Here is a 15,797-nt window from a genome sequence, read left to right as displayed (position 1 = left end):
CCGGCGCCCACCACTCGGATTAGTTGGACAGCTGCTGCCTAGTCAGCCAGAAGCTTCGCGAGAAGCGTGTTCATCTTCGATTCGGCTGCGTCGAGTGCCGCCTGCGGTTCGAGCTGACCGACGATCGCCTGGTTGACGTTGTCGACGAGCGCCTTCTGCACAGCGCCGGTCACATAGAAGTCAGCGGGGTACGCTTCGGCCTGAGTTGCAGCCTCGGCAGCGAGCGTCCGAGCCTGGTCCATGGGGTCGGTGCTCGTGGTGTCAGCGGCCTGAAGGTTGTCGAGTGCCTCGTTCGCGACCGGGAAGATCACCGTGGTGTTCGTCTCGATGCCGTAGTTGACCCAGGCCAGTTCCTGCTCGGCCGAGGCGATGTGCTCAGCCCAGGCGACCGCGAGAGGGGTGTTCTCCGTCGTGACCGACACCGAGATGTACTGGCCGGAGAACAGCGGGTTGCTGCCCTCGGGAACCGTGTCGCTTCCCACCCCGGTCACGTCGTACACCGCGGCGTTGTTTTCCTTGACGCTGCGGAGGAACGAGGCGTTCGGGGTTCCAAAGGCGAGGTTGCCTGCGTTGTACGCCTTCGACTGGTCAAGGTCTCCAATGATCGAGTCCTTCGGGATAGCGCCCTTCTCGTAAAGAGCCGCCATCTCGGTGATCCACTTCAGCGCCTGCTTGTCGTCGCCGAAGGTGAACTCTGTGGTGTCTGAGTTCATCATCTCGACGCCCATGTTGCGCCACTGGTTCAGCAGGTACCAGTCAGTGTTGCCGTAGATGGCGTAGTCGCCGGTCTTGGCATCCGCGATCGTGTGCGCTGCCTCGAAGTACTCGTCCATGGTGGCGGGAGGGGTGTTCGGATCGAGGCCTGCTCGTTCGAACACCTCTTTGTTGTACGTGGTGATGAAGGGTCCCCAGTACCAGGGAAGGGCGGTGTGAGCGCCATCGGCTCCGAGGTCGATCGAGTCCCACACGGTCGGAACAAAAGTCTCACCGAGGTCGGGGGACTTCGTGTCGAAGTCGAGGAGCAGGTTCGCCTTCGAGAGCGCGAGGACGGTCGAGGACGGCACATTGATGACATCGGCCATCGAGCAGTTGGCGGCCTGAGTCACCATCTTCGTGTCGAAGTCAGCGTCGCCACCCATGTCGGTCCAGTTGATCTTGGCTCCGGGGTGTTCCGCCTCGAACTCGGCAATCTGTGCGGTGAAGAAGTCGTCGAATGTTCCCTTGAGCCCCTGCGTCATGAAGGTGATCTCGCCGGTTGCTTCAGACGTGTCAACAGCTTTGTTGTCGAGGTTCGCTGCGGGGACGTCACAACTGACGTCCGGCTTCGGAGCCCCGCCGGTCGAGCTGGACGAGTCGCTCGCTCCGCCAGCGCATCCTGACAACGTGAGGCACGCAACTGCGAAAACGGCAGCGCTCCCCACAATATTTTTCCGCTTCATGGATCTCCCTTTGAGCGCTGAAAGCGCAGTCATATGTCTGATGACCGTCATTCACAGATGACGTCCTTGTCGATCGAGCCGCTAGAGAACACGGTTCGGGCTGGTTTCCACGATACGTGTGAAATCCGAAATTAAGGCCTAAAGATCCGACCTTTCTTCATTACGATTGTATAACCCTGCTACTAGTTATCGCACGCGATGATGGCCCGACGGTCCGAAATCCGCAGTATTCCCTGATGTTTAGGCTTCAACAGGTCAGGAGCCTACTAGAAATACCCACGCCAACGCCACGCGTCGAGCGCACCCGAGAACGGCGGTATTCAGGGGTTCGGCCGACTTCGATTACCTCTCCAGGCGAAGCCGAAGCCGCGGCCAAGCGGAATCTTTGTTCACGGCAGCGCGTAATATTGCGGCTGCGGTGGCTGGTGGGCTCACCCCGCTTGCACCGGTGCCGGTATTCTCCGGGCTAAGGAGAGGGCTGAGGATTGATGTCGAACTACGTTCCGCCAGACGACGTGGCAACCCGTCGCGCGCCCACAATCACGCGCCAGGTGAACGACCGGCTCGCGCTCGACCTCTTCGCGCAGCAGGGGCCACTGAGTCGAACGCAAGTGCGGGACATTCTGGGGGTGTCGCAGCCAACGGCGATCGACCTCATCAAGCGGCTGGAAAGCGCCGGACATATCCAGCCCGTTGGGGAAGAGCGACAGACCCGCCCGGGTCCGCGGGCAGTGTTGTACGGGCTGGTTTCCGGACGCTGGTTCGTGGCAGGGGCCAACATTCGTGACCGAAAGATTTCGGCGGCGATCGGCGACCTTGCCGGTGGACCGGCACTCGAGACGGTCGTCCACACCGTCGATCGTCGGCCGCTTCCCGACCAGATCGTCGACGCCATCACGACATCGATTCGTCAGGCCGGAATTCCGGCCAGCTCGATCGACCGAACGGTCGTTGGCGTTCCCGGGATCGTTGACGAGGCGACCGGCGATCTGGGCTTCTCCTGGGACCTCCCTCGCTGGCGCGGTCGGCTGCTCGAGCCCCTGCGGCAAGGGATCGCGTCTCCACTCCAGTTGTTGAACGGTGTGCAGCTTGCCGCGATGAGCGAGGGACAAGCCGACGACCTGCGTCATCGACGAACGTTCGCCCTGATGTGGGTCGGAACCGGTGTTGGACTGTGCCTCATGGTGAATGGCTCACCGCTGATCGGTGCGTCCGGCGCCGCTGGAGAGATCGGATACACACCAGTTCCAGGTGCGCCGGTTCTTCCGGTGAGACCGGGCGGTGGCGGTTTTGAGGGCGACCTGCAGAGTCTGATCGGTGCGCACGGCCTCCGGTCGCTGATGACCGACATGGGGTTCCCTGCCGGCTCGCCCGGTGTTCTTCTGCGTCGGGCGGGGCACTCACGTGACGAGCGCCTGCAGGGCTACCTCGGTGAAGTGGCCCGCCGAATCGCTGTGGCGTGTGCGTCGATCGCCTCGGTCGTTGATCCGGGACTCTTCGTGCTGCAGGGCTCAACGTCGATTGCCGGGGGAGTACCGCTCGCCGCCCGCGTCGAGGAAGAATTTCGGAAAATGTCGCCGCTCGATGCGACCGTGATTACCGGTCGGCACCACGAGCAGGCCGAACTGGAAGGCGCGCTGCATCTGGGTCGTGCCCTTGCGAGGCGCGAGCGGTGGGGCGGCGACGCCTGATCTTCGTCCCGTACGAGGAGACGGGCCGACCTACTCTTTGCGGAGTCGCAACTCCTGCATGCCGCCGTCAACGGCGATCGAGGTGCCGTTCGTTGATCCCGAGCGCGGGCTTGCCAGATACGCGACAGCGTCGGCCACTTCGGCCGCGTGAACGAGTCGCCCGTGTGGCTGCCGGGCGTTCAGGGCAGCTTTCTCGGCTTCAGGGTCGACAGCGGAGTCGAGCAGTCGACCGACCCACGGCGTGTCTGCGGTTCCGGGATTTACAGCGTTAACACGGATGCCATCGCGCACGTGGTCTGCGGCCATCGCTCGGGTCAGCGACAGCACGGCCCCCTTGGAGGCGCTGTAGAGCGCCCTGGCCGGAAGGCCGGCTGTTGCGGCGATCGACGACGTGTTGACGACAGCAGGTGACGGAGACTTCCGCAGCCAGGGCAGCGCCGCACTGGTGACCCTGGCGATACCCGTGACATTGATGCTGAGCACGCGGGCCCATTCGTCGTCGTCGTTGTCTGCGACGGTGCCCTGGGCTCCGATTCCCGCGTTGTTGATCACGATGTCAATGCGCCCGAACTTCTCAGCGACCCGGGCGATGGCAGCGTGAACCGAGGCACGGTCGGCGATGTCCGCCTCCACGGCGAAGTAGTTCTGGTCGGCGTGGTCGGGATGGAGGTCAAGGATGGCGACTGTTGCGCCCCCTTCGGCCAGGCGCGCGGAAATGGCTGCGCCGATCCCGGACGCCCCTCCGGTGACAACGGCGACGAGGCTGTCGAACTCTGACATGTGTACTCCTTGGGCTGCGGATGTCGATGAGGGGGTCGATCAAGGGAAGGACGCCGGAGGGCGTGCTTAGTGGGCTCGGAACTCCTGGCGCTGGCGGCCGAGGCCCTCGATCTCAATTTCGCAGACATCACCGGCGGCGAGGTAGGGAAAGCGCCCGGACAGCGCCACGCCTTCGGGGGTTCCGGTGAGCACCAGGTCGCCCGGCTCGAGCGCCAGGAACTGGCTGAGGTGCCACACGATGAAATCAACGGGGAAAATCTGGTCCGCGGTCGTCGAGTCCTGCCGAGCCTCGCCGTTGACCCAGCTTTTCAGGGCCAGGTTCTGATAGTCGACATCATCGGGTGTCACCAGCCACGGGCCGGTGGGGTTGAAGCCGGGAGCGCATTTGCCCTTCGACCACTGGCCGCCAGACAGCTCCATCTGGAAGTCCCGTTCGGAGATGTCATTTGCCGCGACGAAGCCCGCGATGTGGTCGATGCTGCTCTCGGGCGAGTCGAGATACGACGCCCGCTTACCGATCACAATGCCGAGCTCAACCTCCCAGTCCGTTTTCGTTGAGTTTGGCGGAATCTCGACGGAGTCGTTCGGGCCGACCACCGTATTGGGTGTCTTGAGGAAGATGATGGGCACCGACGGCGGGAGTGCTCCGGACTCTGCTGCGTGTGCTGCGTAGTTCATGCCGATGCAGATGACCGCGCTCGGGCGGGTGATGGGAGCGCCGATCCGTAGTTCAGAGGCGTTGCTGATCTGCGGGAGCGACCCGACCTCGAGGGCTCGTGCGACCGCGTCGCTCGGGGATGAGGCCAGGAAGTCCCCGTCGATGTCCGCCGTGAGAGACGAAAGGTCGAAGTAGTTTCCTTCGGAAAGGACGGCGGGTGTCTCGGCGCCGATGGGGCCCAGTCGAGCAAATTTCATGGTGCAACTCTCTTCATCGCGCAGGCTGAATTTGGAACGAAGAACGTCCGAGCTTTCTCGCTGATTTGAGAAAGATGGCGAACCAACCTGTCAATTGACATCCTATACATCCGATGTTTATCGTAAGAGGCTACACGAGGAGAAATTTCTGTGAGCACCATCACTGCGCTTGACGTCAGCGACATTCGTTTCCCAACCTCGACGTCTTTGGACGGGTCGGATGCGATGAACCTTGATCCGGACTATTCCGCTGCCTACGTTCGCGTGGTCACCGACGCCAACGATGGACACGAGGGCCACGGCTTCGTTTTCACGATCGGACGCGGTAACGACGTGCAGGTCGCTGGCATTCACGCCCTGTCGCACATCCTGGTCGGTCGAAATCTCGACGAGCTGCTCGACGACATGGGAGCAACCTGGCGCTCGCTCGTCTGGGACTCTCAATTGCGCTGGCTCGGCCCGGAGAAGGGCGTCATGCACATGGCGATCGGTGCTGTTGTCAACGCGCTCTGGGACCTCAAAGCCAAACGCGCTGGCCTGCCGCTCTGGCAGCTGCTCTCCCGAATGAGTCCGGAGGAGATCGTCGACCTCGTCGACTTCCGCTACCTCACCGACGCGCTGACCCGGGACGAGGCGCTCGACATTCTTCGATCCGCGGCGCCCGGCCGCTCCGAGCGGGAGCGCGAGCTGACGGCTGACGGTTACCCGGCGTACACAACGACGCCGGGGTGGCTCGGTTACAGCGACGAGAAACTGGTGCGACTGGCCAAGGAGGCCGTCGCCGACGGGTTCAGCATGATCAAGCTCAAGGTCGGTGGCGATGTTGACGAGGATATTCGCCGGGTGCGGCTGGCCCGCGAGGCAGTCGGACCCGACATCCGTATCGGGGTGGATGCCAACCAGCGGTGGGGTGTGGACGAGGCCATCGAGTGGGTGTCCCGACTCGCGGAGTTCGACGTGGCGTGGGTTGAGGAGCCCACCAACCCAGACGATATTCTGGCTCACGCCGCCATAGCGCGCGGTATCCACCCCATCCCCGTTGCCACGGGAGAACACATGGCCAACCGAGTGATGTTCAAGCAGTTCCTGCAGGCGGACGCCCTGCAGGTGCTTCAGATCGACGCGTCCCGCGTTGCCGGGGTGAACGAGAACATCGCAATCCTGCTGCTTGCCGCGAAGTTCGGCGTGCCTGTGTGCCCGCACGCCGGAGGTGTCGGGCTCTGCGAGGCGGTGCAGCACCTGTCCATGTTCGACTTCGTCGCTGTCTCCGGCTCACGGGACGGCCGCGTGATCGAGTTCGTCGATCACCTGCACGAGCACTTCGTCACGCCGGTGGAGATGCGGGACGGCCGCTACCATGCCCCGACGGCACCGGGCAACGGCATGGAGATGCTGGCCGCGAGCCGCGCCGAGTATGTGTTCAGCGAATCCGACTACATTCTGAGCAAATGAAGGACTTCACGATCCCGCGCCTGGGTTTCGGCGCGGCCAATCTCGGCAACCTCCTCCGGGCCCTGACAGACGACGAAGCGTGGGCGATCCTCGACGCCGCCTGGGATGAGGGTGTTCGCTACTTCGACACAGCTCCGCACTATGGGCTCGGCCTGTCAGAACGGCGCCTCGGCGCCTTCCTGGCAACGAAACCGCGCGAGGAGTTTGTGGTGTCGACGAAGGTGGGCCGTCTGGTGCGGCCCAACCCCGAGTGGCAGGGCGAACTCGACCTTGAGAACGACTTTCTGGTGCCTGCAGAAACGCGGAGGGTGTGGGATTTCTCAGCCGATGGCATCCGTTTGAGTATTGAAGAATCCCTCGAGCGGACCGGACTCGATCGATTCGACGTGCTGTATTTGCACGACCCTGAGCGCGGCGACCTGGATGCCGGTGTGAACCAGGCGATTCCGGCGCTCGCGGGCCTTCGTGACGAGGGAATCACGCGGGCGATCGGTGTCGGATCGATGGACACCGCCGCGCTTCTCGCCTCGGCACGCACCGGCGCGCTCGACCTGCTCATGGTTGCCGGTCGTTATACGCTCGCGGAACAACCGGCGCTGGCCGAGGTCGTGCCGACGTGCCGCGCTCACGGTGTCGGTATCGTGAACGCCTCGGTCTTCAACTCCGGTTTGCTCGCGACAGACAATCCGAGCGCCGGCGACAGGTACGAGTACGGGGGAGTGCCAGACGCGCTCCTCGCTCGGGTACGCGAGATCGCCGAGGTGTGCCACAGCTTTGACGTTTCGCTCCCCACAGCCGCGCTGCAGTACACGCTCCGCGATGACACCGTTCGGTCTCTCGTGATGGGTGCAAGCAGCCCTGACCAGGTCAGGCAGAACGCGGCCCGCATGACGGAAACCATCCCGAACGAGCTGTGGGCTGCCCTCGTCGACAGGGAACTGATCCCCGAATGAACGCTCGGCCGTTGCGCATCGATGCGCACATGCACCTCTGGGATCTCACCGTCTCTGAGTACAACTGGCTCGGGCCCCAGTTTGGGGAGCTGAACACCAGCTGGTCGGCCGATCAGGGCGAGCGGGAGCTTCGCCAGGCGGGTCTGGACGGGGCCATCCTGGTGCAGGCCGAGGACTCTCGGGTCGACACGCAGTTCATGCTTGACGTCGCTGACCTGAACGACTGGGTGTTCGGTGTTGTCGGTTGGATTTCTTTGGAATCGACGGATGCCGCGAGCGCGGACCTTGATCGATGGTCACGTAACCCCAAGTTCAGCGGCATTCGCCATCTGGTGAATGATGATCCTCGCGACGACTTCCTCGACCTGCCCGAGGTGCGTGCATCGCTCGCGCTTGTGGCCGAACGTGGGCTCACCTTTGACGTGCACGACGCCTGGCCACGCCATCTCGACCGGGCCTCACGCCTCGCTTCTGCTCTGCCGCAACTGACGGTCGTGCTTGACCACCTGGCGAAGCCGCCGCGCGAGCAGGAGGGCTTCGTCCCGTGGAAGCGCGGCGTGAAGCGGTTCGCTGAACGCGAGAACACGGTGGGTAAACTCTCGTCGCTCTCTCGGACGAGCACGCCGCCGACAGCTGACGCTCTTCGGGAGGTGTTCGACTTCGCGCTTGAGTCGTTTGGCGCCGACCGGCTGATGTACGGCGGTGACTGGCCGATGACGGTCCTGGCAGGTGGCTACGAGCCGACCTGGACGGCGATAAGCACGCTCATCTCCGAGCTCAGCCCGACAGAACAACACGCTATTCTCGGCGGCACGGCGCACCGCGTCTACGCTGTTCGAGCGAACTGATCAATTCGAGAGGATCAACCGATGCTGCAGGGAATTCATCCACTACTCAGCGGTGAGCTGCTGAAACACCTGGACGAGATGGGCCACTCCGACACAGTCTTTATTGTCGACGCTCATTTTCCGGCGGCACGTCTTGCTCACCGGCTCGTGACTGTCCCCGGTGCAACGTCGCCGGCGGTACTCGAAGCGGTGCGCAGCGTTCTTCCTCTGGACGACAGCCCCGCCGTCGATCTGATGACATCGGCCGACGGAACCGTTCTCGACGTTCAGCGAGAGTTGCTCGCCGCGGCCCGGGTCGAGGAGGGCGACGCGCGATTCGTCGACCGTTTCGATTTCTACGACGCTGCGGAAAACGCCTATGTGATCATCCGCGCCGGAGAGACACGCAAGTACGGCTGCGTCGTTGTCCGGAAGGGACTCGTCGGGCACTAGCCCGGAAGCAGAGTTCAGCTGACCGCGTCACGCAGCCATTGCTCGACACCCGCGATGTGCACGGTCATCAGCGCCTGGGCGAGGCCGGCATCACCGGCTTCGAGCGCATCGACGATCCCGCGGTGTTCGGCGAGTGTTCGCTCCACGGACTTCTCCTGGGTCAGGCCGCGCCAAATCCGTGCTCGCACCGTGTGGCTTGAGAGCGATTCGATGAGGCTGGAGAGATAACCGTTCTCGGCAGCGGCCACAATCGATCCGTGGAACTCGAGGTCGTGGGCGACGAGCCCCTCGACATCGGTCAGGGTGTCGATCGACTCGATCTTGCTGCGCAGCTCTGCGATGGTGGCATCCGTGATTCGTCCAGCGGCGAGCGCAACGGCCGCGGGTTCCAGGATCCGACGCACGGCGAACAGTTCAAGGATTGACGAGTCGCCGTGGAGATCGACGACGAATGACAGGGCCTCGAGAAGGAGTCGCGGTTCCAGGCTCGTTACGTAGGTTCCGTCTCCGCGGCGCACATCGAGAACACGAATCACCTCGAGAGCCTTGACCGCCTCCCGCATCGAGCTGCGCGAGAGACCCAGCCGGTCCGAAAGTTCTTTCTCGGGGGGAAGCCGATCGCCTGGACGGAGCTCTCCAGAGAGAATCATCTCCTTGATCTTGAGAATTGCCTCGTCCGTTACTGCCACGCTGACGAGCATATCTTCCGGGACTCCTCTTATATAGCCGCTCGCAGGACAATCGTGTAGTCGTTCACTGAATGGGTCGAACAGTCGTCGTCGGAGCTGGTCGACAGCGGCAGTTACTCCGGGCTGGTACGGGGTTGCAGTCCCGACTCTCGAATGCCACTGATGAGCCATTCGCCGTCGTGAACGGCTGCCGTGACCTCCCGGATCATGAGATACTCCGCACCGAGGGTGATCCCGTTATCCCGAAGGAACGCTTCATCGCCCGCCGTGAAGACGACGTAGCTTTCGTATTGCACGCTGGCCGTCGAGCGCTCGGCGTCGATGCTGGATTGCATCCAGGCAACCCCACGCTGTTCGACCACTGAGGCGCCCGACGCCACGCGCTCGAGCGCGGTCTCTCGCCAGTCGACGCCGTCCAGAGTCGCCGCAAATTCGGGGGTGTACAGACCGAACTCCTCTTCGAGGGAGGCCTCGATGTTCTCGGGAGAGCGGTTGTCGATGACACCAGAGTGCACGGTGATCAATGTGCGGACCGCCTGCACGTCAGGATCATCGTCTGGGAGTTGTTCGTCGGTGCCCGTAACCGACCACAGCGTTTGGCCCTCTGCGCGAGAAGGCGCTGGTGTGCTTGCCGCTGGGTCACCGCCGATTCCCTCGCCGCCGGCTGAACCGGGAGTGCAGCCAACCAAAAGTGCGCCGACGAGCAGGGCCAGGCAAAGAAGAGGAGGTGTCTGGGTTGTGCGCATGATCGCCTTCGGATTGTGACGGGAGGGGCCGGATGTCGTCCGGCCCCTCCCGCTCAGTTAGTGCGTCGGATCAGCTCACCGGCGCCGGGTTGATTTTCCATTGGCTCGTCCACGACGTGCTCGGGACGTTGCCATACCGCGCGACGTTTTCGGCGGTTTCGGCGTGGAGGTAGCCGTTCGTTTGCCGATTCTTCAACCGGAAATGGCTGTCGACAATCTCCTTCTTCCACTGTGCCGACCACCACCCCGTTCCGGCAGTGCCGGACTGCACGTATCCGGTTGCTCCTTCGGTGTGCATGTACGCACCCGTCCAGCGGTTCTTGAACCGGACGTAGCCGTCGGCCGTGCGTTCCTGAACCCACTGTGCGCTCCACGCCGTCGCCGGAATAGCGGTCGATTCAACGCGGCCAGTCTTGCCCTCGATGTTCAGGAGGCGTCCATTCTGCCGGTCTTTGATCGTCTCGTATTCGTAGTACCCGCCGTTCTTCTTGAAGACCCGGAGGTAGTCCACCTGCCAGCTCTTTGGCCAGACGTTGTTATGAGCTCCCGAGCCGGCGTCGGTGTAGATGTTCAGAATGATGCCCATCGACTGGTTCGGTGCGTCAGCGATTGTCTTGATCAGCGTGCCGTCAAAGTAGAACTTCAGCTCGGTCGGCGTCCACTCCATGCCGTAGTTGTGGAACTCGCCCTTGGGTGTTCCAGGAACGGCGCAGACGCAGGAACGGTCAGCCGGGCTGAAATCGGGGGATCCCCAGGAGTGGGACGCGATCTGCCAGGTGTTCCCATGTGAGAAGAACGACTCGAGCATGTCGATCTCCGGGTTATTCGAGCCGCTCGTCGTGTCTTCCGTTCCGACGAGCCAGAGCGCCTGATGTCCGCCGCCACCGACCGTCGAGAGTTTTGCTCGCAGCTCGATGTAGCCATACTTTGTCTGATATCCGTTGAAGGTCGGTTCATTGCGCTCAAGCTGGCTGTCCGCCCTGAACTTGTGCCACCAGTTGGCGTTGTAAGTCTGCAGAGCCGAACTGCGCACGGTGCCGTCCCAGCTGGGACTCCACGGCTTCTGGTCCTGATCCACACGCTGGGTGAGCACACCGTCAGCAATCGAGTATCTGCCCTTCGCGTCCTCGCGCACGTCTGCGAAGTGCGGCAGGTAGTACGGAGACCACTTCGAGGTGTCGAGGCTCGAGCCTGAAAACTCCTCGGCCCAGTCGAGGGTGTACCCGGATTTTGATGGCGGGTTCGGCGGAGCGTCCGCCGCGTACGCGGGTGTCGCCGTCGAGGTGAGGAGCGCTGCCGTTGCGAGAGCAACTGTTGCGGCGCCGAGTCGGTTCTTCATTGGACCTACCTTTCCTTGGATGGGGTGGTGCTATCTCGGTGGATCGAGCGTGAGAACGGCGCCGGTGTGCCGGGATTTCTCCGCCGCCCAGGCGAGCTGGTGTGAGTACAGGCTCTGGCGGGCGTGTCGAAGCGCGGCATCAACATCGCCCGATTCGAGGGTGTCGAGGAAGTGGGAGATGAGTTCGGCGTCCGCGCCGCCGTGGCCGTCCGCGGCGCTCGCCCCACCCTCCATCGGGACGTCACGCGTGGTGATTTGCGCGGTACGGAAGTCCGTGAGCTCGATTCGGCGTCCGTCGCCCTCGATGCTGCCGAGGGTGCCGAAGATGCGGGTCTTGCGGAAGTCGAGTTCGGTGAAGGCGGTGACCGTGAAGGAAATGGTCGCCCCGTCACGGAGTTCGAAGTTCACCACCTGGTGATCGGCCACGTCGTTCTGGCCGTTGTAGACGCACTCGCCGTATGGGCCCGTCTCCAATGCGCGGTGCAGCCCGTCGGCGCTCACATCGGTGCTCAACACCGACAGTGGCCAGCGCTCGCCCACCGGGTCGCCCAGGAATCGTGAGTAGATCTTTGGCGCCGAGTACGCGCACGACGCGATCAGAGGGCAGTCGAGACAACGGTTGGCCGCATCGACGGGTTTATTGGCCGGCGTGAAATGGCGAAGCCCGCCGAAAGAGCTCACTCGAGTGATGGGCTGGTCGACGATGTAGCTCAGCCAGTCGAGATCGTGGCTCGACTTGGCGAGGATCATCGGGCTTGAGCTCTCCTCGTTGCGCCAGTTGCCGCGAACGTACGAATGAGCGAAGTGCCACCAGCCGATCGGCTCGAGGTGCTCGATCGAGACGATGTCACCGATGTCACCCCGGTCGATGATGTCCTTGACCATCTTTGTGTAGCTGCTGTAACGAAGGACATGGCAGACCTGGAGCATGACGCGGTTGCGCTCCACCGCTTCAACGATGCGCAGGCTTTCCGCTTCCGTCGGTGCCATCGGCTTCTCGAGCAAAATGTGGAAACCAGCATCAGCGAACGCGATGGCCGGCTCAACATGGGCGTTGTCCGGCGTCGCAATGACGACCGCGTCGGCGACGCGTGGATGCGTGAGCGCCTCAGGCCAGGACGAGAACACCATCGATGGGTCGAGTCCGAACTGCCGCGCGAACAGGGTCCGCCGGGTTTCGTCCGGTTCGGCGACGGCGACGACGTTCGCGCGGCCGGACTGGTGAGCGAGGGTCGCGTAGTTGAGGCCACGTGAGCCGGCGCCGACGATCATCAGGCGCATCACTTCAGTGCCCCCTGCAGCATTCCGCTGATGAACTGGCGCTGGAAGGCGAGGAACAGAAGCGCAATCGGGGCGATCACGATCAGGGTGCCCGCCGCGAGCAGGGGAACGTTCTCGCCGTACTGCTGAACGAATGTGCCGAGCCCGGACGGTGCAGTTCTCATGGCTGGGTCCCGAAGCAAGATAAGCGCGAGGAGGAACTGGTTCCACGCCCACATGAATGTCAACAGTCCGAGGGTGGTCAGTGCGGGCCGCGCGGTCGGCAGGAGCACCTGGAACAGGATCCGCATGCGCGATGCGCCGTCGATCTCCGCGGCCTCCGACAGTTCTGCCGGGATGGATTCGAAGTGCGAGCGCATCCAGAAGATACCGAAGGGCATAAACGCACCGATGAGTGGCAGGATGACCGCCCAGTAGGTGTCGATCAGTCCGACGCTGCGCAGATCGAAGTACAGGGGAATGACGATGGCCTCGTACGGGAGGGTGAGTCCGGCGATGAAAAAGGCGAAGAGAAGTCCGCGTCCTCGGAAGCGGAACATCGCCATCCCGTAGCCGGCGAGCGTCGCGAGCACGAGGGTCACAGGGACCACTGTGATGGCGATGAGAAAGCTCGACCGGAGCAGGCTTCCGAACCCGGCTGATGTCCATGCCTCCGCGAAGTTTCCCCACTGCGGGTTGGTGGGCCACTCGAGTCTCGGCACGAGGGTTGTCGTCGGCTGCAGTGCTGCGCTGAGGATGGCGAGGAACGGGATGAGTACCGTCAGGCCGGCAACGACGAGGAAGGCGCGCGAGGTGAGTCGTGATGCGGTCGTCATGAACGTTCCTTTCCGATTCGGCCGATGACCGCGACGATGACCATGATCAGGACACTGAGGACGGTCGCAAGCGCGCAGGCGAGGCCGACCTGGTTTGAGGTGAAGACGAGCCGGTAGATCAGGACGCCGGGGACGATGGTTGCCGTGCCTGGACCGCCGCCGGTCGTGACGAAGATGACATCGAAGCTCGCGAGCGCGGCGATGATGGTGACCGTTGTCGCGACGACAATTTCAGCCCGAACTCCGGGGATGGTGACGTGCAGGAACTGTCGAACGGGTCCGCAACGGTCGAGTTGCGCGGCTTCGTAGAGCGACCTGTCGATCTTCTGCATACCTGTGAAGAGAAGGAGGGTGCAGAGACCGGTGGTCACCCAGGTTCCAACGATTCCGACAGCCAGGAATGCCGTGTCGAAGTCGCCGAGCCACGCACGCGTCACGGCACCGAGCCCGAAGACCTCAAGCACCTGGTTGACAGGGCCATCACCCGAGTAGAGGTAACGCCAGATCACTCCGACCGCGACGAGCGGCATGATCTGCGGCAGGAAGAGCAAGGTGCGCAGCCAACCGCTTGCACGTCCGGGTGCCGCGGCGAAGAGCGCGGCAAGGACGAGGCCGAGGCCAATCGGCAGCACCGTGTAGAAGAAGATCAGCCCGATGCCGTTGCGCAGGGCGCCGACGAGTTCGGGGTCGGTCAGGACCTTGACATAGTTGTCGAGACCCACCCACGTGGACGGGCCAATGCCGTCCCATTCGAAGAGTGAAATCCAGACGCTGTGTGCCCAGGGCGCCGCGATGAAGAGGCCATAGGCGACGAAGGCCGGACCGATGAAGGCGAGCGCCGCGAGGCGGTCCCGCCGTTTGCGGGACCTCCTCGCGGGTGTTGCGGGGGAGCGGCGGGCTGTGCCCGCCGCTCCTGCCGGCTCTCGAACGAGGGCCGCGGGCGCAGTGTTAGTTACCGCCATGAGTCTCGTCCCAGTCAGCCTGGACCGCGGCGAGGAACTCATCCGGGGTAGCGCGTCCGGCGAGCAGCTCCTGGCTGCTTGCCGTGAGAGTGTCGTTCATCGTCGGGCTCGCGTTGTTGTTGAAGCCGACGAGACCGTCAGCTTCCGAGATCTTCGACCATGCGCTGACCAGGTCAGCCTGGAGGGTTCCCTCTTCGGGTGTTGCTGCGGTCGGGTCCAGAGGCATGAAGCCCTGCTCGAACTGATTAGCGGACGCTTCGGGTGAACCGAGGAAGTTCAGGAAGGCTGCTGCAGCGTTCGGGTGCTCCGTGGAGGAGGAAATGGCGTACGCAACGGATGTGCCGATCGCCGTGACGTTGTCGCCGGGGAACGGAACGAATCCTGCGTCGGCTCCGAGGCCTTCCGCAATCTTCGATGCGTCCCAGTTGCCATCAACGAGGAACAGTCCTTTCCCGGAGACGAACGCGTCGACGGCGCCCTGGAGGTTCACTCCGTTGGCGTCAGAGGGGATCCATCCTTTCGCTGCCCAGTCAGCCAGCGCTTCGGCGCCCTTGCGGTTGCCCTCGGTGTCGAAGGTAGATCCGCTCTTGCCGAACGCCCAGTCTGCGTATGCGCCGGCGCCGTCGGTCGACTGGCCGATGCTCTGCACCAGGAAGCTGGCGTGTCCCTCGGCGTTGCCGAGTTGCAGCGGAAGGACTCCAGCGGCCGCCGCAGTGGCGAGCTGTTCCTCGAACTCAGCGAATGTCGTCGGAGCGGTGATGCCAAGCTCGGCCGCGATGCGCTTGTTGTAGTAGAGACCGACCTCGGAGAACCCGGCGGGTGCCGCGTACAGCGGGCCGTCACCAAGTGTCGTTCCGTTTTCGCCAACCCGCCACTGGTTCAGTTGGTTCTCCGGGTACTTGTCGGTCCAGTCGTACAGCCCGGCGTATGGATCGAGGTCAAGCACGAGTCCGTTCTTCACCGTGTTGTTGACACTGTTGAGAAGTGCGATGTCCGGAGCCTTGTCGGAGTTCAGCTCGAGGTTGACGCTCTTGTTGTAGTCGTCGTAGTTGGTCTGCTGGTACTCGACTGTGACGTTCGGGTACTCCTTCTCGAACGCGGCGATCGTCGCCTTGGTTGAGGCGCCTGACTCCGGGGTTGAGATCAGGCTGAGCGTGATTTCTTCGGATCCGAGGTCTGTACTCGGCTTCTCGGCGGAGGCAGGTGCGCTTCCGGCCGTCCCGCCGGGAGCGCAACCGGTGAGAACCAGGGCTGCAGCTGCAAAGGCGAGGGCTGGGTGGAGGATGCGGCGTTGCATGAATCTCGATTCGTCGGTGAGGTGGGGAATGGAAACCCGAATATGAAGGGAAGTTTCGAAATGAAGTTATCTATTATCGATGGTTGTGTCAATATGTGACTTGGAAGCATCCGTTCTAAGCTCTTCGAGCAACAGAGGAGTCTCGTGACGAATGTCCA

The 15,797-nt window shown here is 63.0% G+C and carries 15 protein-coding genes; 5 read left to right on the top strand and 10 right to left on the bottom strand.

Annotated elements, in window-relative coordinates; genetic code table 11:
* Window positions 1-38: 38 nt before the first annotated feature.
* Window positions 39-1,439: an extracellular solute-binding protein gene (locus tag D9V28_RS12250; protein WP_121660015.1), complete on the bottom strand. Its 1,401-nt coding sequence runs from the start codon at window positions 1,437-1,439 to the stop codon at window positions 39-41.
* 488 nt (window positions 1,440-1,927) lie between these two features.
* On the opposite strand from D9V28_RS12250, the gene D9V28_RS12245 reads away from it, so the two are divergent.
* A complete protein-coding gene (locus D9V28_RS12245; protein ID WP_121660014.1) occupies window positions 1,928-3,130 on the top strand; it encodes an ROK family protein in 1,203 nt (400 codons plus the stop codon).
* 30 nt (window positions 3,131-3,160) lie between these two features.
* Here D9V28_RS12245 and D9V28_RS12240 read toward each other — a convergent pair whose 3' ends face one another.
* Together D9V28_RS12240 and D9V28_RS12235 are read right to left on the bottom strand one after the other, a co-directional pair.
* On the bottom strand, window positions 3,161-3,910 hold the full coding sequence (locus D9V28_RS12240; RefSeq protein WP_121660013.1) for an SDR family NAD(P)-dependent oxidoreductase: 750 nt from the start codon (window positions 3,908-3,910) through the stop codon (window positions 3,161-3,163).
* Between the two features lie 66 nt (window positions 3,911-3,976).
* Entirely contained in the window at window positions 3,977-4,825 is an 849-nt protein-coding gene (locus D9V28_RS12235; protein WP_121660012.1) for a fumarylacetoacetate hydrolase family protein, read from the bottom strand.
* Between the two features lie 150 nt (window positions 4,826-4,975).
* On the opposite strand from D9V28_RS12235, the gene D9V28_RS12230 reads away from it, so the two are divergent.
* From D9V28_RS12230 to D9V28_RS12215, 4 genes are read left to right on the top strand one after another with little or no spacing between them, the layout of a single operon-like run.
* Window positions 4,976-6,277 (top strand): L-fuconate dehydratase, encoded by a 1,302-nt coding sequence (locus D9V28_RS12230; RefSeq protein WP_121660011.1) that lies wholly within the window; start codon window positions 4,976-4,978, stop codon window positions 6,275-6,277.
* Complete coding sequence (locus D9V28_RS12225) at window positions 6,274-7,230, top strand: aldo/keto reductase (protein ID WP_121660010.1); 957 nt, start codon at window positions 6,274-6,276, stop codon at window positions 7,228-7,230. Before D9V28_RS12230 ends, D9V28_RS12225 begins: the two co-directional genes overlap by 4 nt.
* Window positions 7,227-8,078 carry an amidohydrolase family protein gene (locus tag D9V28_RS12220; RefSeq protein ID WP_121660009.1) on the top strand — a complete coding sequence of 284 codons (852 nt, stop codon included), beginning with the start codon at window positions 7,227-7,229 and terminating at the stop codon, window positions 8,076-8,078. Before D9V28_RS12225 ends, D9V28_RS12220 begins: the two co-directional genes overlap by 4 nt.
* A gap of 21 nt (window positions 8,079-8,099) precedes the next feature.
* The gene (locus D9V28_RS12215; RefSeq protein ID WP_121660008.1) at window positions 8,100-8,510 is read left to right on the top strand and encodes an RbsD/FucU family protein; all 411 of its coding nucleotides are present in this window, start codon (window positions 8,100-8,102) and stop codon (window positions 8,508-8,510) included.
* Between the two features lie 14 nt (window positions 8,511-8,524).
* Here D9V28_RS12215 and D9V28_RS12210 read toward each other — a convergent pair whose 3' ends face one another.
* The 7 genes from D9V28_RS12210 to D9V28_RS12180 all read right to left on the bottom strand — a co-directional run bounded on the left by D9V28_RS12210 (window position 8,525) and on the right by D9V28_RS12180 (window position 15,639).
* Window positions 8,525-9,199: a FadR/GntR family transcriptional regulator gene (locus D9V28_RS12210; RefSeq protein WP_121660139.1), complete on the bottom strand. Its 675-nt coding sequence runs from the start codon at window positions 9,197-9,199 to the stop codon at window positions 8,525-8,527.
* A 113-nt stretch (window positions 9,200-9,312) separates the two neighbouring features.
* The gene (locus tag D9V28_RS12205; protein WP_121660007.1) at window positions 9,313-9,945 is read right to left on the bottom strand and encodes a hypothetical protein; all 633 of its coding nucleotides are present in this window, start codon (window positions 9,943-9,945) and stop codon (window positions 9,313-9,315) included.
* A 70-nt stretch (window positions 9,946-10,015) separates the two neighbouring features.
* On the bottom strand, window positions 10,016-11,284 hold the full coding sequence (locus D9V28_RS12200; protein WP_121660006.1) for a glycoside hydrolase family 16 protein: 1,269 nt from the start codon (window positions 11,282-11,284) through the stop codon (window positions 10,016-10,018).
* A gap of 30 nt (window positions 11,285-11,314) precedes the next feature.
* A complete protein-coding gene (locus D9V28_RS12195) occupies window positions 11,315-12,565 on the bottom strand; it encodes a Gfo/Idh/MocA family protein (protein ID WP_121660005.1) in 1,251 nt (416 codons plus the stop codon).
* Window positions 12,565-13,380, bottom strand: a complete 816-nt coding sequence (locus D9V28_RS12190) for a carbohydrate ABC transporter permease (protein ID WP_121660004.1) — start codon at window positions 13,378-13,380, stop codon at window positions 12,565-12,567. Before D9V28_RS12190 ends, D9V28_RS12195 begins: the two co-directional genes overlap by 1 nt.
* Window positions 13,377-14,342, bottom strand: coding sequence for a carbohydrate ABC transporter permease (locus tag D9V28_RS12185; RefSeq protein WP_121660003.1), 966 nt, complete (start codon window positions 14,340-14,342; stop codon window positions 13,377-13,379). Before D9V28_RS12185 ends, D9V28_RS12190 begins: the two co-directional genes overlap by 4 nt.
* Entirely contained in the window at window positions 14,329-15,639 is a 1,311-nt protein-coding gene (locus D9V28_RS12180) for an ABC transporter substrate-binding protein (RefSeq protein ID WP_121660002.1), read from the bottom strand. The genes D9V28_RS12185 and D9V28_RS12180 overlap by 14 nt, the downstream gene beginning before the upstream one ends.
* Between the last annotated feature and the right edge of the window lie 158 nt (window positions 15,640-15,797).

It is taken from the genome of Mycetocola zhadangensis (assembly GCF_003668565.1).
Lineage (GTDB): Bacteria > Actinomycetota > Actinomycetes > Actinomycetales > Microbacteriaceae > Mycetocola_A > Mycetocola_A zhadangensis.
Note: the sequence above shows the minus strand (reverse complement) of the source record. Positions and strands in the feature narration are given on the sequence as shown.